General features: G+C 34.0%; 27 protein-coding genes. 9 read left to right on the top strand and 18 right to left on the bottom strand.

Annotated elements, in window-relative coordinates; genetic code table 11:
* Positions 1–89: 89 nt before the first annotated feature.
* The 3 genes from Q5Y73_RS12470 to Q5Y73_RS12480 all read left to right on the top strand — a co-directional run bounded on the left by Q5Y73_RS12470 (position 90) and on the right by Q5Y73_RS12480 (position 3,342).
* Positions 90–1,325 carry an MFS transporter gene (locus tag Q5Y73_RS12470; RefSeq protein WP_305992235.1) on the top strand — a complete coding sequence of 412 codons (1,236 nt, stop codon included), beginning with the start codon at positions 90–92 and terminating at the stop codon, positions 1,323–1,325.
* Positions 1,326–1,482: 157 nt separating this feature from the next.
* Positions 1,483–2,154, top strand: coding sequence for an O-methyltransferase (locus tag Q5Y73_RS12475; RefSeq protein ID WP_305992236.1), 672 nt, complete (start codon positions 1,483–1,485; stop codon positions 2,152–2,154).
* Positions 2,155–2,334: 180 nt separating this feature from the next.
* Entirely contained in the window at positions 2,335–3,342 is a 1,008-nt protein-coding gene (locus Q5Y73_RS12480; protein WP_305992237.1) for a MerR family transcriptional regulator, read from the top strand.
* 14 nt (positions 3,343–3,356) lie between these two features.
* Here Q5Y73_RS12480 and Q5Y73_RS12485 read toward each other — a convergent pair whose 3' ends face one another.
* Positions 3,357–4,067: an alpha/beta hydrolase family protein gene (locus tag Q5Y73_RS12485; RefSeq protein WP_305992238.1), complete on the bottom strand. Its 711-nt coding sequence runs from the start codon at positions 4,065–4,067 to the stop codon at positions 3,357–3,359.
* A 138-nt stretch (positions 4,068–4,205) separates the two neighbouring features.
* Positions 4,206–4,775 (bottom strand): hypothetical protein, encoded by a 570-nt coding sequence (locus Q5Y73_RS12490; protein ID WP_305992239.1) that lies wholly within the window; start codon positions 4,773–4,775, stop codon positions 4,206–4,208.
* A gap of 199 nt (positions 4,776–4,974) precedes the next feature.
* On the opposite strand from Q5Y73_RS12490, the gene Q5Y73_RS12495 reads away from it, so the two are divergent.
* Positions 4,975–5,112 (top strand): hypothetical protein, encoded by a 138-nt coding sequence (locus Q5Y73_RS12495; protein ID WP_305992240.1) that lies wholly within the window; start codon positions 4,975–4,977, stop codon positions 5,110–5,112.
* A 411-nt stretch (positions 5,113–5,523) separates the two neighbouring features.
* On the opposite strand, the gene Q5Y73_RS12500 is transcribed toward Q5Y73_RS12495, so the two are convergent.
* Together Q5Y73_RS12500 and Q5Y73_RS12505 are read right to left on the bottom strand one after the other, a co-directional pair.
* Positions 5,524–6,084, bottom strand: a complete 561-nt coding sequence (locus Q5Y73_RS12500) for a GNAT family N-acetyltransferase (protein ID WP_305992241.1) — start codon at positions 6,082–6,084, stop codon at positions 5,524–5,526.
* A 136-nt stretch (positions 6,085–6,220) separates the two neighbouring features.
* Entirely contained in the window at positions 6,221–6,697 is a 477-nt protein-coding gene (locus Q5Y73_RS12505; protein ID WP_305992242.1) for a GNAT family N-acetyltransferase, read from the bottom strand.
* Positions 6,698–6,981: 284 nt separating this feature from the next.
* Here Q5Y73_RS12505 and Q5Y73_RS12510 point away from each other — a divergent pair, with 284 nt between their 5' ends.
* Positions 6,982–9,192 carry a multicopper oxidase family protein gene (locus Q5Y73_RS12510; RefSeq protein ID WP_305992243.1) on the top strand — a complete coding sequence of 737 codons (2,211 nt, stop codon included), beginning with the start codon at positions 6,982–6,984 and terminating at the stop codon, positions 9,190–9,192.
* 301 nt (positions 9,193–9,493) lie between these two features.
* Entirely contained in the window at positions 9,494–10,336 is an 843-nt protein-coding gene (locus Q5Y73_RS12515) for an alpha/beta fold hydrolase (protein ID WP_305992244.1), read from the top strand.
* Positions 10,337–10,706: 370 nt separating this feature from the next.
* Here the strand turns inward: Q5Y73_RS12515 and Q5Y73_RS12520 are convergent, their stop codons facing one another.
* From Q5Y73_RS12520 to Q5Y73_RS12555, 8 genes are all read right to left on the bottom strand, one after another.
* Positions 10,707–11,336, bottom strand: coding sequence for a hypothetical protein (locus tag Q5Y73_RS12520; protein ID WP_305992245.1), 630 nt, complete (start codon positions 11,334–11,336; stop codon positions 10,707–10,709).
* Positions 11,337–11,350: 14 nt separating this feature from the next.
* The gene (locus Q5Y73_RS12525) at positions 11,351–11,878 is read right to left on the bottom strand and encodes a P-loop nucleotide/nucleoside kinase family protein (protein ID WP_305992246.1); all 528 of its coding nucleotides are present in this window, start codon (positions 11,876–11,878) and stop codon (positions 11,351–11,353) included.
* 108 nt (positions 11,879–11,986) lie between these two features.
* On the bottom strand, positions 11,987–12,475 hold the full coding sequence (locus Q5Y73_RS12530; RefSeq protein ID WP_305992247.1) for an NUDIX hydrolase: 489 nt from the start codon (positions 12,473–12,475) through the stop codon (positions 11,987–11,989).
* A gap of 107 nt (positions 12,476–12,582) precedes the next feature.
* Positions 12,583–13,011 (bottom strand): hypothetical protein, encoded by a 429-nt coding sequence (locus tag Q5Y73_RS12535; RefSeq protein WP_305992248.1) that lies wholly within the window; start codon positions 13,009–13,011, stop codon positions 12,583–12,585.
* A 267-nt stretch (positions 13,012–13,278) separates the two neighbouring features.
* Entirely contained in the window at positions 13,279–13,617 is a 339-nt protein-coding gene (locus Q5Y73_RS12540) for a metallophosphoesterase family protein (protein WP_305992249.1), read from the bottom strand.
* A gap of 112 nt (positions 13,618–13,729) precedes the next feature.
* Positions 13,730–14,236 carry a 2'-5' RNA ligase family protein gene (locus Q5Y73_RS12545; protein ID WP_305992250.1) on the bottom strand — a complete coding sequence of 169 codons (507 nt, stop codon included), beginning with the start codon at positions 14,234–14,236 and terminating at the stop codon, positions 13,730–13,732.
* 122 nt (positions 14,237–14,358) lie between these two features.
* Positions 14,359–14,808, bottom strand: a complete 450-nt coding sequence (locus Q5Y73_RS12550) for a GNAT family N-acetyltransferase (protein WP_305992251.1) — start codon at positions 14,806–14,808, stop codon at positions 14,359–14,361.
* Positions 14,809–14,986: 178 nt separating this feature from the next.
* Complete coding sequence (locus tag Q5Y73_RS12555; protein WP_305992252.1) at positions 14,987–16,249, bottom strand: Ig-like domain-containing domain; 1,263 nt, start codon at positions 16,247–16,249, stop codon at positions 14,987–14,989.
* Positions 16,250–16,457: 208 nt separating this feature from the next.
* Between Q5Y73_RS12555 and Q5Y73_RS12560 the strand changes: the two genes are divergently transcribed.
* Together Q5Y73_RS12560 and Q5Y73_RS12565 are read left to right on the top strand one after the other, a co-directional pair.
* Positions 16,458–18,113: a CoA-disulfide reductase gene (locus tag Q5Y73_RS12560; protein ID WP_305992253.1), complete on the top strand. Its 1,656-nt coding sequence runs from the start codon at positions 16,458–16,460 to the stop codon at positions 18,111–18,113.
* 97 nt (positions 18,114–18,210) lie between these two features.
* Entirely contained in the window at positions 18,211–19,374 is a 1,164-nt protein-coding gene (locus Q5Y73_RS12565) for an iron-containing alcohol dehydrogenase (RefSeq protein WP_305992254.1), read from the top strand.
* Positions 19,375–19,476: 102 nt separating this feature from the next.
* Here the strand turns inward: Q5Y73_RS12565 and Q5Y73_RS12570 are convergent, their stop codons facing one another.
* The 4 genes from Q5Y73_RS12570 to Q5Y73_RS12585 form a co-directional block, all read right to left on the bottom strand.
* Positions 19,477–19,968, bottom strand: coding sequence for a hypothetical protein (locus Q5Y73_RS12570; protein ID WP_305992255.1), 492 nt, complete (start codon positions 19,966–19,968; stop codon positions 19,477–19,479).
* Positions 19,969–20,012: 44 nt separating this feature from the next.
* Positions 20,013–20,363, bottom strand: a complete 351-nt coding sequence (locus Q5Y73_RS12575; protein WP_305992256.1) for an ASCH domain-containing protein — start codon at positions 20,361–20,363, stop codon at positions 20,013–20,015.
* A gap of 94 nt (positions 20,364–20,457) precedes the next feature.
* On the bottom strand, positions 20,458–20,655 hold the full coding sequence (locus tag Q5Y73_RS12580; protein ID WP_305992257.1) for a hypothetical protein: 198 nt from the start codon (positions 20,653–20,655) through the stop codon (positions 20,458–20,460).
* A gap of 150 nt (positions 20,656–20,805) precedes the next feature.
* Positions 20,806–21,744, bottom strand: a complete 939-nt coding sequence (locus Q5Y73_RS12585; protein ID WP_305992258.1) for an alpha/beta hydrolase — start codon at positions 21,742–21,744, stop codon at positions 20,806–20,808.
* A gap of 138 nt (positions 21,745–21,882) precedes the next feature.
* On the opposite strand from Q5Y73_RS12585, the gene Q5Y73_RS12590 reads away from it, so the two are divergent.
* Positions 21,883–22,803, top strand: a complete 921-nt coding sequence (locus Q5Y73_RS12590; RefSeq protein ID WP_305992259.1) for an ArsR/SmtB family transcription factor — start codon at positions 21,883–21,885, stop codon at positions 22,801–22,803.
* A 54-nt stretch (positions 22,804–22,857) separates the two neighbouring features.
* Here Q5Y73_RS12590 and Q5Y73_RS12595 read toward each other — a convergent pair whose 3' ends face one another.
* On the bottom strand, positions 22,858–23,265 hold the full coding sequence (locus tag Q5Y73_RS12595; protein ID WP_305992260.1) for a DUF6326 family protein: 408 nt from the start codon (positions 23,263–23,265) through the stop codon (positions 22,858–22,860).
* 33 nt (positions 23,266–23,298) lie between these two features.
* Positions 23,299–24,276 carry an NAD(P)-dependent alcohol dehydrogenase gene (locus tag Q5Y73_RS12600; protein WP_305992261.1) on the bottom strand — a complete coding sequence of 326 codons (978 nt, stop codon included), beginning with the start codon at positions 24,274–24,276 and terminating at the stop codon, positions 23,299–23,301.
* Positions 24,277–24,348: the final 72 nt, after the last annotated feature.

The raw sequence follows: 24,348 nt of genomic DNA on the forward strand, positions 1-24,348 counted from the left end.
AAAGGTGAAAAACTGAATGATGTAATTTCACTTTTTTTCATCTTAAATCCATTTACAATAGAAATCAACAAAAGAAGGGGTGATAAACAATGATTACAGCTAAGCAAAATACAGCGATCCAAGAAAAAAGAGAGAGTATTTCTATATGGATGAATAAAAACTTTGTCATTCTTTTTATTACAGGCTCCATCCTTGCTTTTGGAAGCAAGGTTTATGAATTGGCACTCCCACTCATTTTGTACGAATTAACGCAGTCTTCCGTTATTATGTCTACTATGAGAGGCATTGAGTTTTTGCCTAACCTTTTATTAGCCATGTTTATTGGTGTGATAGTAGATCGAGTAAATAAAAAAAGATGGTCTTTAATGGCGATCGTGTTTCAAATCATTGTTCTATTCATGCTTTTTATACTTATTCAATTCGGAAACCATAATCTTATCCTATTTTATATTTCAGGATTTATGTTGATGACGTGTTCTTATGCTTACTATAACGCACAAGCTAGTATTGTGAAGCAGGTGTTACCTACTCAGCTATTAACTTCTGCGAATGCATCCTTTTCATTTGTACACAAGTTTGTTGGCATTATGGGCCCCGCAATCACAGGTTTTATATTGCTGCTGTCTGACTTACACTATGGATTGCTTATAACATCCACAGCGTTTTCCTTCGCATTTTTCTTATTACTATTTTTGGATTCAAAAGAACTAGTAAAGAAACGAAAATCTAACTTTTGGGAGGATTTAAAAGCTGGATGGAAAGAACTGAGAAGGAATAAACCACTTTGGTTGATTACCATCCTTGTGATCTTTTCGAATTCTACTATTGGTATGGTAGATACAATGGTGATCTTCTTTGCAAAAGACGAATTAAAGCTAGATAGTTCTCAATTAGGAATCGTTTTATCATGTGCTGGAATCGGAGGATTAGTTGGGAGTAGTATTGTAAGTTATATTCGAAAAAAATTTTCCCTTGGTTTTATTTTAGGAGTATCCACTCTATTAACAGGATTAGCCTATTTCGTTTTATTTATGACTGAGAACATTTGGTTGTTGGGAGTTGGATTATTTTTAGAAGGGTTATTCGGCATCATTGGAACGATATGTATTTGGTCTTACCGACAAGAAACAACCCCACAACAATTCATTGGCAGGATAAGCGGAATCACAGGTTCTATCTTTAAACTTGGCATGCCCTTTGCTATTTTTGCTTCAGGTTGGATTGCAGAATGGTATGATCCAAGCACTGTATTTTTACTCGCATTCATATTGAATATCTTTATTTTTATATGGGTTCGAAAATCACCATTATGGAAGGTGGCATAATGAAGTTGTATTGGAACAAGTATTCGATTGGCTTAAAAGTGTTAGGGATCAAAAAAGTAATTGCAGTATCACATTTACAATATTCATTATAAAAATATAGAACTTATAGTATCATTTAAAGTAGGAAGAATCAATTTAAATCTTAGGAGTGAAAATGATGGATAATTTGGAAATTTGGAATGATGTAGACGTATATTTCAGCACAAAACTACGTGCTAATGATCAGATCATGGATTCTATACTAACTGCAAATACAGAAGCTGACTTGCCCGCTATTGATGTCTCTCCTAACCAAGGTAGATTACTTTATTTACTTGCAAAACTTAAAGGTGCAAAAAACATTTTAGAAATAGGAACACTTGGTGGTTATAGCAGTGTTTGGCTTGGAAGAGCCTTACCAGAAGAGGGACGCCTCACCTCACTAGAATATAGTCCAAATCATGCAAATGTAGCAAGAGAAAACATTAAACAAGCAGGATTAGAAGATAAAATTGAAGTTATTGTTGGAGCCGCACTTGATTCATTACAGATGCTTGAAGAAAAGTCAGACCCTAGATTTGACTTCATCTTTATTGATGCCGATAAACCAAACAACCCTAACTATTTGAAATGGGCGCTAAAACTTGCAAAACCTGGTGCTGTGATCATTGGAGATAATGTTGTCCGCAGTGGAAATGTCATTGATGAAGCCAGTGATGACTTAGGTGTTCAGGGTACACGTCAATTCATCGATTTATTATCAGAAGAGTCACGTATCGAATCTACTGCAATTCAAACTGTTGGGGCAAAAGGATACGATGGATTTGTATTAGGTATTGTAAAAGAATAGTTGCAATTAAATTAGAAAGCAATAAAGTTTAAATAAACATTACGATAATGTGATGTTTATTTTTTTATACTAAAGCAAATCATCTAAGACTTTACCTTCCCGTTACGTTAATGTATATAATGAAGTAAATCTACAAAAGTGTAATGATATGAAATAAGACCGTAAGGGTGAAAAATAGATATGAAAATAAACGAAGTAGCTAAAAAATTAAATATATCTGCTAGAGCGATCCGCTTCTATGAAGAAAAAGGATTAATCTCACCCGAGAAGCAAAAAGAAAATGCATACCGCATTTTTAATGAAAAAGATATATTGAGATTACAAACCATTATCGCTTTAAGAGAAATCGGCATTCCAATTCAAGAAATTAAAAAGGTTTTATCAAATATGGAGCAAAAGGATCAGAGGGAAGTTAAACACTATCTGGATTTACAACGTGCAACAATGTATACTCAGTGGATTGAATTAAAGCAGCAGCTTGATACAATAGATGAAATGATGGATAGATTGAACGATAATAGCTCATTAGAATTAGAGGAAATATTCGAACTTGCGGAAGGATCAAAAAGATTAAGTACCATTCGGAAACAATGGAGTGATCAATGGGGATTCGACCAACTAGCCCCATCTTTTGATCAACGAATTTTAGATGTTTTTCCAGAGATAAAACAAACTGAACATTATGAACAGTCTCTAAATACAGCAGTTGAATGGATTTCTCCCAATAAGGGGGAAGTTGGATTAGATATTGGGGTTGGGACCGGTAACTTTGCAGGGAAATTTGTCTCAAAAAGTATTAAAATCAAGGGCATTGATCAATCAAAAGAAATGCTGAAACAATGCCATATAAAATACCCTCAACTCGAAACTAAACTCGGTAATTTCCTTGCTGTTCCGTTTTCTAATAATGAATTTGACTTTGTTATTTCCAGTTTTACATACCATCATTTGAAGGATGAGCAAAAAATGCTTGCTTTAGAAGAGGTACATCGAATTTTAAAACCACATGGACGTGTTTGCATTGTAGATTTTATGCTTAAAGATGGAGGAACATCTCTATCCAATGAAAAAAATAAACAGTACACAAACCGTTCAGTACTGTTAAAACAACTTCATAATAAGGACTACATTACCATCCATCAGCAAATCAATGAATTTATTCATATTGTATATGGTGTCAGGAGGTGATTTATCATGATATTTTAATCAGCTCTTAACCACTCCATCATATCCCTTACCATTTCTGGTGAAATGACATGATTGATATTTTCATAGATCATTAAATCTACATTATCTCTTTTCTTATGCCTAGTTAAATAAGTATAATAATCCTTTTGTCCATCAATATGTACGGTTGTATCTGAATCACCATGCATTAATAGTACTGGTGATGAACAGTTATCAGACTGAACAGGATCATACTCTTTTAATAAATTCATTTCATCTACTGTTAATTCATGTCTATTCCCCATTTTTCTAAAAACCTGCTCAGATAAAACAAACGAACCTGAACCATTTATATTAATTAAACCTCCCAATGATTTCCTTGTCGCGAAAATACCATTTACAATAAAACCTCCCATGGAACTGCCTACAAGGATGATTTCATGTTCAGTGACTCCTAGTGTGTTTATAAGTTCATCCCATTCGTCTATCGATTCCATCACTGTTTTCCAAAAATAGTTTTGTATCACTTTATCATCAAAATGATTCTCCAAACAATTCCTTGTATCATGATATATCAGTTCAGGATAAACCACCTGATAACCTTCATTAGCTAACAGTTCGCCAATATCTTGATTACTCTCTACATTAGTTCCCCATCCATGATAGAAAATGATGGCTTTATTTTTACTCTTTGCTGCGGGTTTAAGGATGCTGTACTTCAATTCATTATCTATAATATTTTTCATAGTGAGCCTTTCTTTCTGTGAGAAGGTTTATCTTCTACGACTACTAAATCCATGTTTTTAACTTCCTCAATCATAACAGATTGTTCCCTTATTCGGTTTTTAATTACAACATAAACTCCAATCTGAGCTCTCACATTGTCATTTCATTTTATGCCATTTTAAATCTTCATTCTTAAATACATTTGTATTTTTAGGGTAGCCGTAATAATACAGTTCATTTCCATATTTATCAAATGCTATAGGATTTAGAAAATTGATTTGTTTTGAAAATGGAAACAAAAATGAGATGCGCTCTCCCATACTTATTTCTTTTCTTTCCGTATAAGATTCCGCACCTGCTTCTATATATGCTATTTCTTCATCGTTTGACACTATACTCAAAAAGGTAGCTTCCTCGTTTTTCAATGTAAAGCTCATTCCTCCAACTGTTTGAAGAATATCAGAATTATACGGAATATAAGTAGAATTTGTACTTCTGAATAACAATCCTGCTTTTTCGACTAATACAGTTCGGTACATCTCTTCATCATCACTCTTAAATAAAAAAATGCTAAATGAACCTAGCTCATAATCCTCCATCAACACAGCATCGTTTGATAGAAAGGTATGGTTTTTAGCAGCTCCTAACGCTGTTAGCCTATACCCAATAAGAAAATAAATGAATATGATTACAACTATTATTAGTATGACAAACCTTCTCTTTTTCACACTTCACATCAACCTTTCACTAAGATATTCCATATATACGTATAAGGTTATTTTATATTATTATGTTAAAATTTTTAATATCTAATTATTTCAAACGTTCATAGTATAATCAATCTTATGCTCTATAGATTTCCTTTAGTAAATCTTTTAAAGAAAACTTACTTAGGTCAAAAAGAAAAGAATAGGTGTGATAGTAATAATGAAATATAATTTTCAAGCATGGAATGATTTACTAGCTAATCATTACTTATCGTGTCAAAATAAAACCCTTCAATGTAGATTAAATATCCAACCTCCTACAAATGAAAAGGAAATTGAAACACTGGAGGAAAAATAACACCCTTATTTTTACCTCATTTGGTAATGGTGGTTTTTTAGGAATTGATCTAAAATATAACTATGGTGAAGTAATTTATTTAACTACTAATTATCATATGCACGGTTATAGACTTGGTCAAAAATTTGCTTCTTTCTTTAACAATTGGGTCAACCTTTTTTGTGCTGGTCATTGGGGAGAAGATTTTTACTTATTTAGCTCAGAAGATAAACCTTATATTAATAAAAATTCATTCAATTCAAATAAGTGGAAAGTATGGATTAAATCTCAATAAAATATCCCTTCCATGTAATATGAATTAATCAAAACTCATGAAATTCAATCTAATTTATTAGTTTTGATCAAACTTTGTTTTATATGATCTCTATCTTACTGGAAAAATTCAAATCTCAAGGTTAAATTCTCTACTGTTCAAAAAACCTTAGCGTATATACAAGTATCTCTTAATCCGCTACCATCAATTGACACACTGTCATTTCTAAAAGTCCCTTCTAATGTATAACCTAATTTCTCTGGAATTGCACGACTCTTTACATTTGTTGAACCACAGCGTACCTCTATTCTTCTTGCATTCAACTCTTGTGCTGCAAATTCCGTAATTCCTTGAACTGCTTCGGTCATATAACCCTTTCCACTGAATCTGGAATCGATCCAATAACCAATTTCAAAGCTTGGTATGGACCAATTTATTCTATGCAACCCTGTTGAGGCAACTAATTGACCTGTTTCTTTCAAAAAAACAAGTAATCGTAAATCTTCTCTCTTTAAAAAGTTAATGTGGGCTTCCCTAATGTTGATTTCAACATCTTCTGATGTTTGATGCTTCTGAGCAAAGGGCATCCATGGTTTTAATTCAGTGATAGAAGCGTTAATCGCTTCATAAACAACCTGACCATCACCTGGTTTTGGCATACGGATGAGTAATCTTTCTGTTGTAAATTGTGTTGGAAAATCGAGTAGTAATGGATTCACGATTCAATCCCTCCTGTAGTCAGTTACTAGAATTGTATTTTATCCTAACAAAAATGCTTCATTTAATAAAGGAAGTTTTACAATCCACTAGTAAGAATCATATAGTTCTTTAAATAAGTCCATAGGAGTGAAAACTCTATAATAGGATCTTACACATCCTATACCTTGGCACAGAATGCTTCTCTTCTTTTTTTAACATTTTAAACCCTTGTTTTTTATAAAAATAAATAGCTCTTTCATTTGTTGTTGTCACACGAAGGTGATATTCAGTTACTTCATGTTTCTTAAATATCTTATCAGCATATTGAATTAATTGATCTCCAAACCCTTTATTTCGATATTCTTCAATTAAATAAAAAAGGTTTACATATCCAATTATTTTCCCTTCATATGGTTTTATTTGCATTGTGATTTGTCCAATAGGTTGATTATTATTTTTAACAATGACTAGTCCATCTGGAAAACTAACTAAACGTTCCTTTAACTTATTCATATAACTCTCTCTACTTCCTGATAAAGAATCATCACCAAAGCTAACAACATACGAATCTTTTCTAAACTTGTATAGTGTTTCAAAATCCTGCTCTATATCTATTGTATGATATGAAAACATATTCAACCCCCTAGTTAGTAGCCTATACTTTTCTATTTAGTGTTCTAAAAAGTTTGTTTTTTTCTACTCCAGAAAACATATCCTTAATTACAAATTGATTATTATCCACTTCATCTTCACCATTAATAATAACATTTCGAACAACTTCTCTTTTCTGAAACATTATGCTACTTAAGATAGAATTCTTTGACACGAATGTTTAGAATAATAAAACATATATATTGGAGTAATTGTAAATTTTTGTTATACACTTATTATTTACAAATATGCAAGGAGGATATCGAATGACAATACCTTTAGACCCTAAATTCATTCCTAAGTATGTGAATCAATTAGTGGTTCCCTCTGTATTTAAACCTTTCGTTGCAAAAGAACCTTCTACAGGTGAAGTATTAAGTCACAACTATACAGTGTTTATTACTACATTAAAACAACAACTTCTTCCACCTAGATTTCCTGAAACATTTGTGTTTGGATATGAGGGTATTATAGAAGACGGTTCTTGTTCAAGTAGTACCCCAGGACCTACGTTTGAAGCTGTTAAAGGAATTCCTATTAACGTTCAGTGGGTAAATAACCTTACGGAGCCACATTTTCTTCCAGTGGATCCGACACTTCACTGGGCTAACCCTAATAATATACCAAGCCCAGATCCACCTTTTTTAGATTTTCCACCTGGATATCCACTGGCACAGAGTCCAGTTCCTGTAACTACTCACTTGCATGGTGGGGAAGTTAGATCTGATTCAGATGGAGGTCCTGATTCATGGTTTACTGCTGGAGAAGAAAAGACAGGTCCTAGCTTCGTAAAATCTCGAAACAATTATCCAAATCAACAGGAAGCCACAACCCTATGGTATCATGCTCATGCACTTGGTATTACAAGGCTTAATGTTTTTGCAGGACTTTCTGGATTTTATTTATTAAGAGATCCCAATAATGATATCGAGCCTCTTCTTCCAAGCGGTCCGTTTGAAATTCCTATCGTTATTCAGGACCGTTCATTTAATGAAGATGGTTCATTATTGTTCCCTAACATCGGTGTTAATCCAAACGTTCATCCCTATTGGGTTAATGATTTTCTAGGCAATGTCATTATGGTTAATGGAAAAGTTTGGCCAAACCTTAATGTTGAACGAAGGCAGTACCGTTGTAGGTTCCTTAACGGATCGAATTCACGATTCTATAATCTAAAACTATCTAATGATCAGCCATTTATACAGATTGGTTCAGATGGAGGATTTTTACGTTGCCCAGTAGAATTGAATGAAATACTAATTGCTCCAGCAGAGCGTGCTGACGTATTAATTGATTTTTCAAGGCTAGATCCAGGAACTAAAATTATTGTAACAAACGATGCTTTTGCTCCTTTTCCTGGAGGAGATAGACCAGATCCAGATACAACGGGACAAATTATGCAGTTCACTGTGCTTGATACACCGCCAGTACGACCAGTGAGACTTCCACCAATACTAAATAACATACCGATACTGATTCCAGATGCTCCAAAACAAACCTTAACTCTAAATGTGGTGCGTGAAGAAACCGAGCCCGGTCCTCGTGAATTATTATTGGATGGTCAGAAGTGGGCTTCTCCAACCTCAGAATTACCACAGGTGGGATCAACAGTAGACTGGGTATTAGCTAACGTATCGGCAGCTACCCATCCAATCCACGTACATTTGATACAGTTTCAATTGGTTAGTCGGCAACTCTTTGACTCTGAAAGGTATTTAGCGGACTGGGAAAGCCTAAATGGTAAACCTCCTCTCCAACATCCAACGATTCCTTTAGATGTTGAACCATATCTTATAGGTAAACCTATAGATCCAGATTTGAATGAGCAGGGATGGAAGGATACGGTTCGAGCGAACCCGAATGAAGTAACCATACTTCGACTTCGTTTTACACCACAAAATGTTGGATCAGGTGATTCCAAACCTGGACAAAATTTATTTCCATTTGATCCCACCTTTGGTCCTGGGTATGTATGGCACTGCCATATTTTAGATCATGAGGATAATGAGATGATGAGACCCATGAAGGTCGTATCTGGTCCTATTGTTGAAAGCAATCCACAATCTTGTTGTGAGGTTATTGTTGAGGGAAATACTCAGTTGGTACCACCTGCATTAAATAATGCAACGATTTCTCATAGTAATACAGTCTTTGCTGAAATAGAAAAAGTGTGTCCAGAAAAAGTTATTATTAGTGGTTTCCTGCGTAAGTCTATTACCTATACTGCGGTGTTAGATAGCGGTGTTCGGGAAGAGAATATCATTACTAATGACCTTCCTTTCCAGTGTATTATTGACCGCGAAGATGCGAATGAGAACGACTCTTTCATGATTACAGGCTCAACTGTATTATGTGAGGTTTTTGCTAAAACGCAGAACTTTGGAACACATCCTGTTACGAATGAACAAGTAGCTTTCAGGTTTGTAGAAAAAGATATCATTAAAGTATGTGTCAAAAAAAATCCATCGTCTGAATAGAATCATAAAGAAGTCTTTTTCTTAAATCAAAAAATCCGTTGGAGTATCCCTCTAACGGATTTTTGTAAAGCTCATTCTTCTCAACACGGTCATCAACTTTATGGAAGAACTTATGGATTTTTTCCAATGACAAAAGACTTTATCGCTTTGGCTACTAGTCTATCAGGGAATTAGTTGCAACAAGTAATGACTCTTTCAATTTATTTATAGGGATGATATAAAATTCTTCTTACTTCTTATTTTCTCAGTAAATTATAATTAGTATGATGCACTCATCTCTAAAAAAATTGGAGTTGTATATATGGATACTTGGAAACGAGAGCTAATAAGTACTTCACGAGGAACATTTGAGGTTTTTGAAAAAGGAAATGGTGAACCACTTTGCATAACCCATTTATACTCTGAATTTAATGAATCAGGGGATTATTTTGCCAAAACGTTTACAGAAACACACAGAGTGATATTAGTCAATTTAAGAGAAGCAGGAGATTCGGAAAAAGCTGTACATGCATATGAACTAAGTATGCTAGAAACTGTGTTTGACTTAGAAGCGATTAGAGAAGCTTTGCATTTGAAAACTTGGGGATATGCAGGTCATTCAACGGGAGGAATTCTTGGGTTAGTGTATGGAATTTATTTCTCAGTTAGTCTTGAGTTCCTTATCGTTGTAGGGGCAGCAGCTAGAGATTATATGACTTTTTCAAAGGATTGCATTTATCATGCTGAACATCCTCTTTTTCATAAAATGCAGGATCTAATTGAATCATTAAAACAACCTGATCTCACTCCAGAAGATAGAAAAGAGATTTCGATAGAAAGAACAAAATTATCTTTAGTTAAACCTGAAAAATACACAGAGTATTTCAATCGAAATATTTCTAAAAAGATGTCTCGGATTCGTATGGACTATTTTGCTAGAGAGATGCAATTATTGGATGTAACTAAAAAATTAAAACTAATCATAGTGCCTACTTTAATTATGTGTGGAAAATACGATGTGCAATGTCCTTTAGAATATTCATTTGAGATAAATCAATTGATACCAGGCTCTAAACTTGTTGTATTTGATCACAGTAATCACTATCCTTTTTTAGAAGAAGAAAAATTATTTTTAAAGGAAGTTAACCTATTTTTGAAAGGTTAATTTCTATAATTTCAACTAACCATTGAACTTCGTATTGCTCAATGGTTAGTTGAATCTAATAATACTTGGTTCTTATTACGCTAAAGCACAATTTTTTAGGATAGTACAGAAGTCCAAACAAAATTCAATTCCATCTCATACAATGAATAAAAATAGCGAATGGAGATGTTAGTATGGGTTTTTTTGATGATTCAAAATGTGAATATTGTGTATTTTGAACCTCTGGATTCACACCATGCAGCCACTCATATAATTCTTCTGTAACCTGATCATATTCTCGTGAGTTAAATGGAATATTTCCTTTATGTACATATACCTACAACAGTCATGGGTTTGAATCTCCTTTATATTAAATTTTATGATGACTAATCTATGATCTAAGAGGAAATTCCACTTTCCACCCTTCATCTTGAAATGTTTTTAAAAAAACATAACAGTGCTCTGCACCTACAGTTACTAATATTTTCTTACCTTCGTTTTCACTGACAACTTTTTTAATGTTGTCTGTCATCACTTTATTCCTTTGATCCCAAATTTCCTCTTGAACATCTAAATTCACGGTTCTTAACCATTCTTGTTTGTCTGCTATAAGTTGATTAAGTTGATGAGAGTTAAATGGGATAGGGTCATTTTTGGTTTCCTTGAACATTTCCTTATATCTCTCAGCCAATATAGAAGATAACTCTCTTTGTTCCTCTTTAGAGTAATGAGTAAAGTGGTCTAATGATACGTGGTTATCATCAAAAAAATCTATCGGGGAAAATTGTATATTTACTTGTTCACACAAAGGGATAATCAGTCTTCTATATTCATCCGGGCCGAGATAACCTGTATAGGATTTATCTTTTATATACTGACCCCAGTCCTGCTCTCGAATTTCTCCACAAATAATATCCGGTGCGAATTGTAAAATGATATCTTTCATTAAACTTAAAGAATAATTTACTTCTTTTCTAATTTCATCATTATGCAATGTTCCCAATAAACCTATAGACGTCATTGATATTCACCTTTCTATTCTTCTTCTAAATATTTAATCACACCGTTTATATAACTATCCAGTGGTTGAGAAGAATCAATAGTAAGAGTATTGATGTTCGATGGTTTTTTACTATTCTTTATCCATTTCATAAAGCTCTCTTCAGAATGAACTTGTTGAATTTGACTCCTCATTCTTTTCCTACTTTTTAGTCTAGTATTGATTTCGTTTATATCTTCTAATATACATTCGACATACTTAAATTTCACATTATGCTTCTTGCTCAGTTCTAGTCCTCTTTCTACCATTTCTGTATACAAACATGGACTATCTAGTATTACACTGTGACCTTGTAATAAAATAAAATCAATGAAAGACCAATCAATATTGTAAGATACTTTGCCTAGTTTCTTGTCATCCAAATCCACCTTATTTAAGGATTCCATTAGGGCTGACTTTACAATATCGTGATCAACAATAACTGCATTTGTTGCTTTACCTATTTCTCGTGCAAGAGTTGACTTTCCTGATCCCGGAAAGCCTGACATTTGTAGAAAGAACATTTGTGTTGCCTCCTATGAATCAAAACTACCATTATAGAAACCTCCCGTTTGGTGAGTGAGCCTTAAACGCAAAAACATAGGCGAGTTGTCAATACAGGATGTACTGAATTATGTATTCACTATCCATTCTTCATAACATTGGACATGAAAATCAAGTTCTTTTTCCCTCAACCATTCAAATGCTTTCATAACCAAAGGCGAAGCATTATTTGCTGATACCTCTTCTTCATAGATCCATTCAGCACCCAGCGAATCTTGCCCTTTAAATTGAACTGGTTTTGTAAAAGTATCACTTATATTTTCAACCTCATAAAAAACAGCAATATGATGGACATGATTGAATCCCTTCCATTTCCAGGGCAATATAAAGTCACAAGTTCCTATGTTTTGTTTGATATTAATTTCAAGTCCAGTTTCCTCTTTAAACTCTCTCTTCATAGCAGATGTTAAACTCTCCCCCTCTTCCAAACTCCCTCCAGGAAGATCTAAACGATTGGTGTAAGGACCTCTATTTTTGTTGATAACCAACAGCTTGTCCTCTTTTACACAAATACCATACACACCAAATGCTCGATGGAACTTTTTAATACTCAACATCTATCATCTCCAATGACTAAAAAAGTTTACAAGCCACTTCATATTTACTTCTCATATTGAAAAGAATCTCGTAATCCAATCTATACCAACCAATTAAATATATATAATTATTGTTTTTTTAGGGTAATCGTTTCTTTTTTATCTTGCCAACTTATTTCTAGTACAACTTCTTCAGGGTTAGCAAAATCAAACGCTTCTGCGTTCATTTCCGAAGCTGTGTGGAAGTTCCTTACCCCTTTTAAAGACTGGGGATAACTACTCTGTGACGTCCAATTGCCTGCTTTTAATACATATTCAATATCTCCGATTGTTGTTTCTTCAGTTCGATTATTATGATCTTTAATATACTGGATATATAATGAATCAAAGTAAGACTTGCTTACTTTAGATACGGTATAAGTCGCAAACCACTTTTCTCCTTCACCAAAGTAGAATATATTCTGTTCTTGTGTGTTCGCTTTATCTGTATCCACATCATTACATCCAGCAATCATAACGATCATAAGGGTAAAGAAAATTACAATAACTTTTTTCATATGTACCTCCAATAAAGTGAATCTAACTTTCAATAAGGGTTTTCATATCCCCCATTGAAAGTTAGTTGAATTTCTCAGGTGATTACAGTCCGTTACTCCCTCTTATAGAAGAGAAGTCTTGCGGAGTGTTGGAACGTGACAAACTCATACTTTCATCCTGATTAATATTAACTTAACTAAATCGTTTGTCCACCATGAAATACTTTAAGAATAAATTCCCTATCTGGTACTTGCAACTTTTCATAGGACGATTGAAATTCAGTATTATCATAAGCAGCTTCTTCGTAGTTTTTCTAGTTTTGGTATGAAACGTTTGTCTATTCTCTCTCCAATCCAAAGATGATGTTCCCTCGCATGAGAATGACTTTCCGGATGCTCCTCTCCTTTTAAAAGAGCTAAAACTGCTTCATCATGATTTTCAGTAATCATAGAAACATCTTCCCTTGAAAATAAAATCTCGAGCACTTCATTTGAATCTGGTCCTATAGCAATCATATCCCCTAAACAAAATATATGCTCTGTCTCTTTTTTGTTATCAATTTCATTCAGAACCGCCCTTAAAGCAGTGGCATTTCCATGAATATCCGCAATTACAGCAAACTTCATTTTTACTATCTCCCCCCACAAAACCTTTGGTTCCATTGCATAAAAGAACTTATAATCTAAATTCTCTCAAATCTTCTTATATAATATATTTTGCATTTTTTGCTATTTTTAATCAGGATAATGGAACTGTAAATTCAATTGTTGAATCTCCGTTCCCCTCAATGATTTCGGTCTTCACTTCAGTAACAACTGTTTCAAAACTTGTTTCAAAAGTTTGAGTATGATTCAGCGCAGCTTCAAGATCTTCATCACTTTTTAATCTTCCCACCGTTAAGTGAGGTGTGTAAGTATGGCTCCTGCTTTGAAAGTTCTTTAGTGGTCCAGAATAAAGCAAATCATGCAATTTAATGATCTGATCGTTTCCTTTTTTAACGTTTAAAAACAAATAGCGATCAAACGATGCAGTGACCCTCTGAAGTTGAATAGTAAATGGATGGACTCTAGCTAAAGAATTTCTCACATGCTGTTCTAATTTTTGTGTTGGAATCTCACTTTCAAAAGGAAAGACAAGTGTAATATGCGGTGGAATAAAACCATATAAAGGATCATATTTCTTTCTTAATCGCTCTATTAAACTAATATTCTGGAGCTGTGGAAAAATATGAATCGCTCTTTGCATTGAAAGCACCTCTTTCATATCAAAACAAACCTTACTTATCATCTACTACGAATTTAAGCAAGGTTTGTTGCAAGTTAATGTTTTTTAACTTCAGGTTATGTTAATTTAACACCTTAGATCATTTACAACGCTTTTACAACTGCCATCTCCTTACCAAATCGATCTCCTTTATCAACAAATCCTAATCCTTCATACAATTGATGCGCTCCTATATTTTCAGGATGATAACCCACAATAATTTTATTTGCCTTTGGTTGCTTCATTATTTCCTCTATCATAAGCTCAGTTGCTTTTTTACCAATTCCTTTTCCTTGAAAGTTCTTATCTACCATAATCCGATATACCCAATATCCATCAAGTTCTTCTTTTACCGAATTAAACATTAGAAAACCAACGGTTTTGCCTTCATATTGTATAACATAAGGTTTTAATGTAGGTTCAAATTTAGTTTGAGCAATAGATACAGCATTGGACTCCATAAACCTTGTTTGTTCTTCTGAAACTTCTAATGTACAACATTCATACCAATTTTCTGCATTTAATTCTACGATTGTTACTATTTCTTTATCCATAACTTCTCCCTGTTAGTTCATTTTTTAATTTTATTCTTTAATTCTGCTCAATATATATTACCATCTTTTACAATACTATAAGAAAATACCCTATCGGTAACCTTACGAGATGTCGTCAGGATCATCCTATCAAAGTAAAGCAGCTTTTCCTAATTAAATCTGAAAGGCTGCCCAGAACTTATTCAAATTGATCAAAGTGCTCTAACCAATCTTCTAGAATACTTTCTTCTGTCTTTCCAAAAAACTCAATAGCAGCATCATCTTTTTCACTTTGAGTGATTGATTGCTCGGGATCAAAATGATCACTGATATATTCTACATACTCGTAAACTTCTTCATATCCGTACTCTTCTACTAAATACCAGAATAAGGATAATGCAACGCCATAGTTACTATCACTTGCCCTTTTAATATCATCGAAAGAATCTAGCTTAATATCCTCATCAAGCACTTCTTTGCTGCTCTTTAATTGATTTACATATCTCTCAATGGAGTACTTTGCATCCTTTACTAGCTCTAAATCCAAATCATTTAACGTATTCCTAGGATAAGTGTGATGGAAGTGAGCACTGTACTCCGCTCCTCCTTCCAACAGCCAAAAACGATAGTCTTCACCCCAATATTCTTCGTAGATAGGTTGAAATTCTTTATTGTTCAATGAGGATTGTTGATCAAAATAATGCACAAGTTCATGTGTTACTACTGGTCTAAAATCAAATGGAATAGTAGATCCATTAATTAAGATTTCCGTATGTTCCCCCCAAGTGGCTGCCTTTCCTTGTGTGTCTTCGGGGAATGGAGTATCAGAATCATCTGTGTAAAAAAATATATCCAGAGAAGAGTTTCCATTTAAATAAGGTTCAAAATCTTTTATTTTTTCTATAGATGTAATCATCTCTTCAACTTCTGTATAAGCAAAACCTTTTCCATATTCTTCTTCATAATCATCTGTAACATAAATTCGTACTGGATTGCCCCCACCTAAATCTAACCGATAATAATTCATTCCTATTATTGTTTCATCTGGAGCAAACTCACTAACAACATCCTTTTTACCCATATAAATAAAATTCTCATCTGTTTGTTCTGTTGAAAAGTTCATGAAATAACGAGAGTTATCAAGAAATATGCGCAGGGTATAATCTGTATCAGGACGGAGATATTCAACTGGAGTAACCGTCGCTTCATCTCCCTTTAAATGTATCGTAACAGGTATAAACATATCCTCGCTTTCAATGAGAATGCCATCAATATCTTCTACTTTGATCTCCTTGTTAAATGTAATCGTAAATGTTTTTACTAGAGGAACATCTATCAACTCAGGCAATTCCGTCCAATCTTCATATTTTGCATAACTGATAGATTGGGGAAATATACTAGAATAACCTAATATAGCTACTATAGTGAGTATTAATACATACTTTCTTTGAAGTAATGACATCCAGTTTTTCTCCTTTTCCTATTTTTTAAACATTATACCAAATCTATTCATGATATGGCTCAAGAATGTCACAAATCTTTCATGTTAAATAGATTGAATAAACTGAGCATTATATCGTAAAATTAAGATATATCGATTTATTAATTTAAGTTTATTTACCATAGAAAAACTAAAACTTAATTTTAACCACAATAGGAGGGAATCAACCATGGGTAAAAAAGTACTTATCGTAGGCGGTGTAGCAGGCGGTGCTTCTGCAGCGGCTAGATTAAGAAGATTAGATGAAACAACTGACATCATCATGTTTGAAAAAGGAGAATTTATTTCATTTGCAAACTGTGGACTGCCATATTTCATAGGTGAAACAATCCAAGAACGTTCAAAATTATTGGTCACTTCTCCAGAAATGATGAAAAATAGGTTCAACATAGACGTCAGAGTGTTTAGTGAGGTTATAAAAGTAGATGCTGTTAATAAAAAAGTTACAATAAATAGTCCTAAAGAAGGACAGTATGAAGAAACATTTGACAATCTCATTTTATCTCCGGGCGCCAAACCTTTCATACCTAACATATCAGGTATTGATAGTAAAAAAATCTATTCACTTAGAAATGTGCCTGATACGGATCGGATTAAAAAAGCAGTTGATCAGCAAAATACTGGGACAGCCATTATTGTAGGCGGAGGTTATATTGGTGTTGAAATGGCCGAAAGCTTAATCCAACGTGGAATAGAGGTCACTTTACTCGAAAACGCACCCCATATCTTGTCCCCTTTTGATTCAGACATGGTGGCTCATGCTGAAAAGGAAATGCAGGAACAAGGTGTTCAACTTATGTTAAATCAGCGTGTTGAAGCTTTTCAAGATGATGAAGATAAAATCACCGCTTATATGAAGGATGGAAACAAACTTACCGCAGATATAGTCATTATGGCTATAGGGGTTGTTCCAGATACCGCTTTTTTACAAAATTCTAACATTAAACTTGGCCAAAATGGTCATATTATTGTAGATGACAGTATGCAAACAAGTGTTGAAAGCATATATGCTGTTGGAGATGCAGTAGAAGTTAAACATTTTGTTCACCAACAAAATACAGCTATACCATTAGCCGGACCCGCAAATAAACAAGGTCGAATTGTTGCTGATCAAATTTGCGGTATTCCTACCAAATACAAAGGCACACAAGGCACTTCAATTATTAAAATTTTTGATATTACAGGGGCGTGTACAGGATTAAATGAGCGAAATTTAAACCAAGTCAACATACCATACAAAGTTGTTCATGTACATCCATTGTCTCATGCGGGATATTATCCAGGAGCGAAAACCATATCATTAAAATTAATCTTTAAGGAGGATGGAAAAATTCTAGGGGCTCAAGCTTTTGGTGTTGAAGGTGTAGATAAGAGAATAGATGTCATTGCCACTGCCATGCGTTTGGGTGGTACAATCAACGATCTAACTGAGCTTGAATTAAGTTATGCTCCCCCATATTCTTCTGCGAAAGATCCTGTGAATATGGCAGGTTATGTTGCAGAAAATGTACTGACAAATAAGACAGAGGTTTTTGTAATTGATGAATTAGAAAAGATAAGAAATCAAACCAGCACAATTTTAATTGATGTAAGAACGGAACAGGAGTTTAATAAAGGATCAATAGAAGGTGCGATTCATATCCCTGTAGATGAATTACGTGAGAGAAAACATGAACTAGATCCAAATAAACAACTTTGGGTATACTGTCAAGTTGGTTTAAGAGGACATGTTGCTTCACGCATTTTAAAACAAGAAGGATTTAAAGTTAAAAATTTAACTGGAGGATACAAATCATACGATATTGCTAATTTTGAACCAAGTTAGGTTTCTTCATGAGGTATGATTTGATATTAAGCTTCGTTTATTTATATAATAGTGAAGAATTGTATACTTATTTCGAAAAGAAAGTAGGTTTAATGTAATGGAAAACTTCACATTTTATAATCCAACTCAATTGATTTTTGGCAAAGGACAAATGGAGCAATTAACAAAGGAAGTTCCGAAATACGGAAAAAAAGTGTTAATTGTTTATGGTGGAGGAAGCATTAAAAAAAATGGAATTTATAATAAGGTAATTGATTATTTAAAAGAAGTGGATGCAGATATATATGAGCTTTCTGGAGTGGAACCTAACCCTCGTTTAACTACAGTACACAAAGGGGTAGAAATCTGTAAAAAAGAAGGGATCGAGTTCTTGTTAGCTGTTGGAGGTGGAAGTGTTATTGACTGTACAAAAGCCATTGCTGCTGGTGCAAAACTAGACGGAGATATTTGGGAAGTCATTACACGTAAAAAAGCAGCCACAGAAGCATTGCCATTTGGTACGGTATTAACACTTGCAGCCACTGGTTCAGAAATGAATGCTGGTTCAGTGATTACAAATTGGGAAACGAATGAAAAATACGGTTGGGGAAGTCCTGCGGTCTTTCCTAAATTCTCTATTTTAGATCCTGAAAATACATTCAGCGTGCCTCGAGATCAAACCATTTATGGCATTGTAGACATGATGACACATGTACTAGAGCAATATTTCCACCATACAAAAAACACAGCTCTTCAAGATCGAATGTGTGAATCCGTGCTGCAAACTGTGATTGAAACAGCACCTCAATTACTAAATGACTTGGAAAATTATGATCACCGTGAAACGATCCTATATAATGGTACAATTGCTTTAAACGGAATGTTGTCCATGGGCTATCGTGGAGATTGGGCTACTCACAACATTGAGCATGCGGTATCCGCAGTATACGATATTCCCCATGCAGGTGGGTTAGCTATTTTATTCCCAAATTGGATGAAGCACAATTTAGATGCTAATGTTGGTCGTTTCAAACAATTAGCTACTCGTGTCTTTGCTGTGGAAACAGAAGGAAAATCAGATCGTGATGTTGCACTTGAAGGCATTGAAAAACTAAGTGCTTTCTGGTCTAGCCTAGGTGCTCCTTCAACTTTGGTTGATTATGATATCGATGATAAAAACTTAGATGCCATTGCAGACAAAACTTTAGTTTATGGGGAATTTGGAAACTTTAAAAAGTTAAATAAAGAAGATGTGATGTCCATATTGAGAGCATCGTTATAAAGAGAATCTTTCTTTTAGTGGGAGTTTAATATTTCCCACTGAAAGTTAGACTTTAATTCATACAAACTGCTGCACAACGCAGCAGTTTGTATATTGAAAATTTCAATCTACACTTATCACTTCTTCTTTGTAATCACCTGCAGCGGATTTCCATTTGATAACCCCGTACATTTTATCAATATTTGAAACATTCATTTCTTTATTATCTTTGTTTAGAGGTATAGGCATAACCCCATTACCAGTGTGTTGACTATTAAAGTTCATGTCTGAGCTTACAAATTTTACACCTTGCAAATATTCCTCTTCACCATCTACGATGGCTATCATTTCAAATGAAAGATAGTCCGTGATTTCTTCATCTAACTTATACTTCAATACACCATTCCCAGCTGTAAGTGTATCTTGATCAAACTTCAATTCATACCCTTGTAAATCCCAATTTTCACTTGTCCCGTTAAGTGTATAACTTTTTTCTGAAATAGGATTAGAATTCAGCTTATCCTCATCATTTATATCTTCATTAGTAGAAGCAATAACAACTGTGATCAAAATAATCAAAACTCCCAATCCAAAGCTAATCACAATTTTTTTCATAAAATCCCCTCTTATTGATCATATCCTATGAAGCAGTAAAAAAACTAACAGTCGTTTAGTACCTTCATCTTTATAGCTAATGTACCCCATTTGTTCTCCTGCTCTGAAGTATAAATCTGATATGTTCCTTTAAGCATATCTTCCATTCTCCAACCTTCACAATCAAATTGTTGAAATGGAATATCTTCATACATTGCTTTAAAAGTATCATATTTTATTAATTCTAGAACTTCAACATAGATGATTTCATTTTCTTCAGGTAGTTTGATAAATTTAATTTTATCCCCAAGTTTAATTCTTCTTCTTTTTTCATCATTTAGACGGACTTCAACTATTTTCTTACCCTCTTTAACTGACGTATAATACTCTTCAAACAATCCCATTTTATGTATCATATATTTCACCTCGAAACTTCTTGTTTACTCAAACGAGTTTTTTAGTTCATAAAAAAACGCAATCTCTAGCCCATAGACTACGCTTCACTATATTTTATTTTGATCTTCCCACTTGAAGAAGAGGGTGTCTTACAGCATGAGAACGTGATAAAACTTGATTCATAACTCTGTTCACTTTCTTCGCAAACAAAACAGGATTTTCAATTTGTTGTACATAAACATATGGAAGATTCGGTTCGCTGTTCGGAAATCCTTCAACTAGGGTACTTATGATCCCCTCATTTGTCAACATAGATTTTAATTTGTCTACCTAATATTTTTACTGGTATTTTTGACTCCCCTCATTTTCCCGTACGTTATGGACCTTATAGTATTTCCATAAGGAACGAAGGGTTTTATCATTATATTATGCAAATTCAAATAGCAGAGTTCTACAGATTATCTAGTTCATTACATAATCAAGCGCATCTTGAAATACTTTAGGGAAATCTTCAGGCAAAGTGTGCCCCATACCTTCTTGTACAATAAACTTACAGGGGATATTTTCACTTTTTAGAACATCTATTATTTTTAAAGTTTGATCATAGAAAGGGTCTTTGTCACCAGTAATAATGCAGCCTCTTATGTTTTTGTTTGAATGGTTCCTAATTAAATATTCTGTTCGTTTAACATCTTGAAAACCTGGGACTATTGCAATAAATCTGTTTACTCCTAATATCTCTTGGTCTAAAGTCATCTCTATTGCAACTTTTGCCCCTTGAGACGCACCTAGAATGACATTTTCTTTTTCCTTAAGGTTGTACCTATTTTTGAATTGTTTAAAAGTTTCTACTAGATCTCTTTTTGCAATGTCCGGGTCATCCCAGGAATAACAATGATGGCTTAACAATTGAGAAGATTGCGGGAACCCTAACAAGTATTCGTTACTTGTATTTATTTCAGCTAATTGTTGAGAGAAATCGTCTGTATTTGATCCCTTCCAATGTAAAGCAAACAATGCTATTTCAGCGTTTTCATTTCCTTTAACTTTCAAATCTGGTTTTGAAGACTGTTTTTGAAGGTCATAAATCTCTCTGCATTTTTCAATAATAAGTTTAAAATCTTCTAATTCCTTTAATGGGCCTAACTCTTGAGCGAAGTTCTTTAATATTACTGGATTCCACCATAATCCTTTTTCCAAAACTTCATTAAGTTCATACAATGCCTTCTCGTTCTCACCAAGCAAACAATAAGTTTCCGCCTTCCATTGTCCCAGCCTGTCAAGCTTGTTAGGAAATTTAACCTTGGCATCCTCTAACAGTATTAATGCTTCCTCATAATTCTTTTCCTCAATGAGCTTGATAGCCTGCTGTTGTACTTTTATAAAATTTATAATTGACATAATATCCCTCCACCATTTAATAGTTCAATGATAATTGACCATAATAAATTAGTCAATATATTCATAACTCATAATTTAAGTTTACATCCTTTAGACTTTTATATATACTATAGCTAAAATGAACGAAGGAAGAGAAACATGGCTTATACATTAGAAATACTATATTCACCTGCATATGAGTTATTATTAAGTCTCTCATTATATAAAAGGCAAACTCACTTAAAATATTTGGATGTTGGTACAAAGTGGACCCAGAATGTAGAAAGTATGATTTCGAGTAGACTGAAGGAAACTTTAGATACAAAAGAGAATTTATATTTTAAAGATTTATCTGTGTTATTAATTAGTCAGTGCCCTGAAAAAGAAAATATTGATTCGTTCCTTCAATGGTTAGAAAATCTGTCAGCGGGTCAAATTTATGAGTTGTTAACACCATGGTTAAGTGAAAATATGGTTCTACCAACTGACTTAAAATCACAGAGTTTACAATATATCAACTTAATGAGGAAATGGAATGAAGAGTACTTTCAAAAACAGGAAAACAATTTACTTAAAAAGCTTAAATTGGAAGCAAACGAGAAAGAAAAACAGCTTTCTGGAAACATTTCAAATACTGAAATCGTACATGCATCCAGCAGATTTGTCATAGAAGCAGATGGAGTGAAGAGGGTATATTTATGTCCGACTTATCATGTCAATCCCATTTCTTTGGTCGATGAATTTAGGGATACACTATTTATTACATACCCTTATAGGAAGAAAAATCAAGATGCTGATGAGATTATAAAGATGGCAAAAGCTTTAGGAGATGATACAAGAATCAGAATTCTGCAACTGCTATCAGAAGGATCTTACACCTTCACAAATATCATGAAAAAGTTGGGGATGGCAAAAGGGAATATTCACCACCACTTAACAACATTAAGAGCAGCAGGGTTACTTAATATACATTTGACCAATGACAAAAAGGTGTTTTACTATAGCACTTATAAAGGTTTTACTAATCACTTTAAATATCAAATAGACCAATTGTTGAATAGTGAGTACCTCAAATATTAAAGTTATAAAATGCGACCCGTAGTTATGAAATCAGGTCGCATTTTAAAAATACGTTCATGAAATCTGTTTTGGCCATTTCCATGCATACCAAATAATGATCAACAGCCCTATAATTTGTACAGTTACAAAAAATATATCATCAAGGTCAGACACGCCATTTGCAATAATAAATATAATCGTTAATACCCCTGCAATTATGTTAGTCCAGCGATTCGCTGTATACCTTAATACTCGTGATAAAACTATCATAACAATGGGAATCTCAAACAGTATTCCAGCAATCAACATGAACTCTTCAGTTATTACTACTCCGTTGACCGTTCCTGTCATCATTTCCTCTAAAAAGCCTGCTTTAAACAATTGATGTATATCCCGAAATGTTATATTTAACAGTACGAATATCCATAATGTCGAAAGTATTGCTTTTTTATTTAACTCGTTGATCTTATTTTCGGTATTCATTTTTATCCCTCCGTTCATATTAAACAGTTTCGGTTACACAATTGTGATGATTACTTTGCCTCTTGCGCGTCCAGTCTCTAGATATCTGATAGCTTCAGCAGTTTCACTTAAAGGATAAGACCTATCAATGACGGGTATGACTTTCCCAGCCTCAAGCAACTCTTTTAAAAAAAGTAAATCATCTTTGTTCGTGTGGACTGTTTTCATCATTCCGATCTTCTTATTACCAGCTCTAGAGACCCATTTTCCTTTCAAAGAAGTCTCCATTAAACGAGCCATGTTCGTAAATCCAGCTACAGTACAAATTCCGTTCGACTTCAATGTCCTATTTAAATCTGAAACCGAGCGATTTCCCACAGTATCAAAAATCAAATCATATTGTATTCCAGTTCTAGTGAAATCTTGCTTTGTATAATCAATAACATGATCCGCACCAATAGAACGCACCATATCCAAATTTCTCGTGCTGCAGACACCGGTAACTTCAGTCCCAATTGCTTTTGCAATCTGTACCGCGAACGTACCTAATCCTCCTGAAGCTCCGTTAATCAGTACTTTTTGTCCTGATTGAATTTGGCCTTCGTTGCGAAGACCTTGCAAAGAGGTAAGGGCTGCTAGTGGCACAGCTGCTGCAAGCTCAAAGGTTAGGTTGTTAGGTTTTAAAGTCAATGAATTTTCAGGGACAGATGCATATTCTGCAAAGCCGCCCAATCCTGTTTCAAATTTTTCTCCAAACACTTCATCACCTGGTTTAAATTGTGTTACTTTACTGCCAACTGCTTCAATCCGACCTGCTATATCCGCTCCAAGTCGTGTGTTTTTGGGTTTTCGAATACCATTTTCCAAACGAGCTAAAAATGGTTTAGCTTTCATAAAACGCCAATCTAGTGGATTTGTGGAAGCTGCATAAACTTTTACCAAAACTTCATTTTCTTCTGGACTCGGCTTTTCTACCTCTTTAAGTTTGAGAACTTCCGTGGAACCATATTTTGTGAATACAATTGCTTTCATGAGTGGTTCTCCTCCTTCATTCTTGTCATACAAATTTCACTTTTAACAACAAGGATTAACTTGAAATTTTTT

This window comes from Chengkuizengella axinellae, assembly GCF_030730905.1.
In the GTDB taxonomy this organism is placed as follows: Bacteria; Bacillota; Bacilli; order Paenibacillales; family KCTC-33759; genus Chengkuizengella; species Chengkuizengella axinellae.

Bases quoted from the DNA above. Each gene is read 5' to 3' on its own strand.
- Q5Y73_RS12480 (WP_305992237.1), top strand. From the start codon at position 2,335: ATGAAAATAAACGAAGTAGCTAAAAAATTAAATATATCTGCTAGAGCG.
- Q5Y73_RS12520 (WP_305992245.1), bottom strand. From the start codon at position 11,336: ATGACGTCTATAGGTTTATTGGGAACATTGCATAATGATGAAATTAGA.
- Q5Y73_RS12580 (WP_305992257.1), bottom strand. From the start codon at position 20,655: ATGTTGACAAATGAGGGGATCATAAGTACCCTAGTTGAAGGATTTCCG.
- Q5Y73_RS12475 (WP_305992236.1), top strand. From the start codon at position 1,483: ATGGATAATTTGGAAATTTGGAATGATGTAGACGTATATTTCAGCACA.
- Q5Y73_RS12590 (WP_305992259.1), top strand. From the start codon at position 21,883: ATGGCTTATACATTAGAAATACTATATTCACCTGCATATGAGTTATTA.
- Q5Y73_RS12545 (WP_305992250.1), bottom strand. From the start codon at position 14,236: ATGCAAAGAGCGATTCATATTTTTCCACAGCTCCAGAATATTAGTTTA.
- Q5Y73_RS12495 (WP_305992240.1), top strand. From the start codon at position 4,975: ATGAAATATAATTTTCAAGCATGGAATGATTTACTAGCTAATCATTAC.
- Q5Y73_RS12600 (WP_305992261.1), bottom strand. From the start codon at position 24,276: ATGAAAGCAATTGTATTCACAAAATATGGTTCCACGGAAGTTCTCAAA.
- Q5Y73_RS12585 (WP_305992258.1), bottom strand. From the start codon at position 21,744: ATGTCAATTATAAATTTTATAAAAGTACAACAGCAGGCTATCAAGCTC.
- Q5Y73_RS12550 (WP_305992251.1), bottom strand. From the start codon at position 14,808: ATGGATAAAGAAATAGTAACAATCGTAGAATTAAATGCAGAAAATTGG.
- Q5Y73_RS12565 (WP_305992254.1), top strand. From the start codon at position 18,211: ATGGAAAACTTCACATTTTATAATCCAACTCAATTGATTTTTGGCAAA.
- Q5Y73_RS12470 (WP_305992235.1), top strand. From the start codon at position 90: ATGATTACAGCTAAGCAAAATACAGCGATCCAAGAAAAAAGAGAGAGT.
- Q5Y73_RS12510 (WP_305992243.1), top strand. From the start codon at position 6,982: ATGACAATACCTTTAGACCCTAAATTCATTCCTAAGTATGTGAATCAA.
- Q5Y73_RS12560 (WP_305992253.1), top strand. From the start codon at position 16,458: ATGGGTAAAAAAGTACTTATCGTAGGCGGTGTAGCAGGCGGTGCTTCT.
- Q5Y73_RS12595 (WP_305992260.1), bottom strand. From the start codon at position 23,265: ATGAATACCGAAAATAAGATCAACGAGTTAAATAAAAAAGCAATACTT.
- Q5Y73_RS12530 (WP_305992247.1), bottom strand. From the start codon at position 12,475: ATGTTGAGTATTAAAAAGTTCCATCGAGCATTTGGTGTGTATGGTATT.
- Q5Y73_RS12485 (WP_305992238.1), bottom strand. From the start codon at position 4,067: ATGAAAAATATTATAGATAATGAATTGAAGTACAGCATCCTTAAACCC.
- Q5Y73_RS12535 (WP_305992248.1), bottom strand. From the start codon at position 13,011: ATGAAAAAAGTTATTGTAATTTTCTTTACCCTTATGATCGTTATGATT.
- Q5Y73_RS12570 (WP_305992255.1), bottom strand. From the start codon at position 19,968: ATGAAAAAAATTGTGATTAGCTTTGGATTGGGAGTTTTGATTATTTTG.
- Q5Y73_RS12505 (WP_305992242.1), bottom strand. From the start codon at position 6,697: ATGTTTTCATATCATACAATAGATATAGAGCAGGATTTTGAAACACTA.
- Q5Y73_RS12525 (WP_305992246.1), bottom strand. From the start codon at position 11,878: ATGTTCTTTCTACAAATGTCAGGCTTTCCGGGATCAGGAAAGTCAACT.
- Q5Y73_RS12515 (WP_305992244.1), top strand. From the start codon at position 9,494: ATGGATACTTGGAAACGAGAGCTAATAAGTACTTCACGAGGAACATTT.
- Q5Y73_RS12555 (WP_305992252.1), bottom strand. From the start codon at position 16,249: ATGTCATTACTTCAAAGAAAGTATGTATTAATACTCACTATAGTAGCT.
- Q5Y73_RS12575 (WP_305992256.1), bottom strand. From the start codon at position 20,363: ATGATACATAAAATGGGATTGTTTGAAGAGTATTATACGTCAGTTAAA.
- Q5Y73_RS12540 (WP_305992249.1), bottom strand. From the start codon at position 13,617: ATGAAGTTTGCTGTAATTGCGGATATTCATGGAAATGCCACTGCTTTA.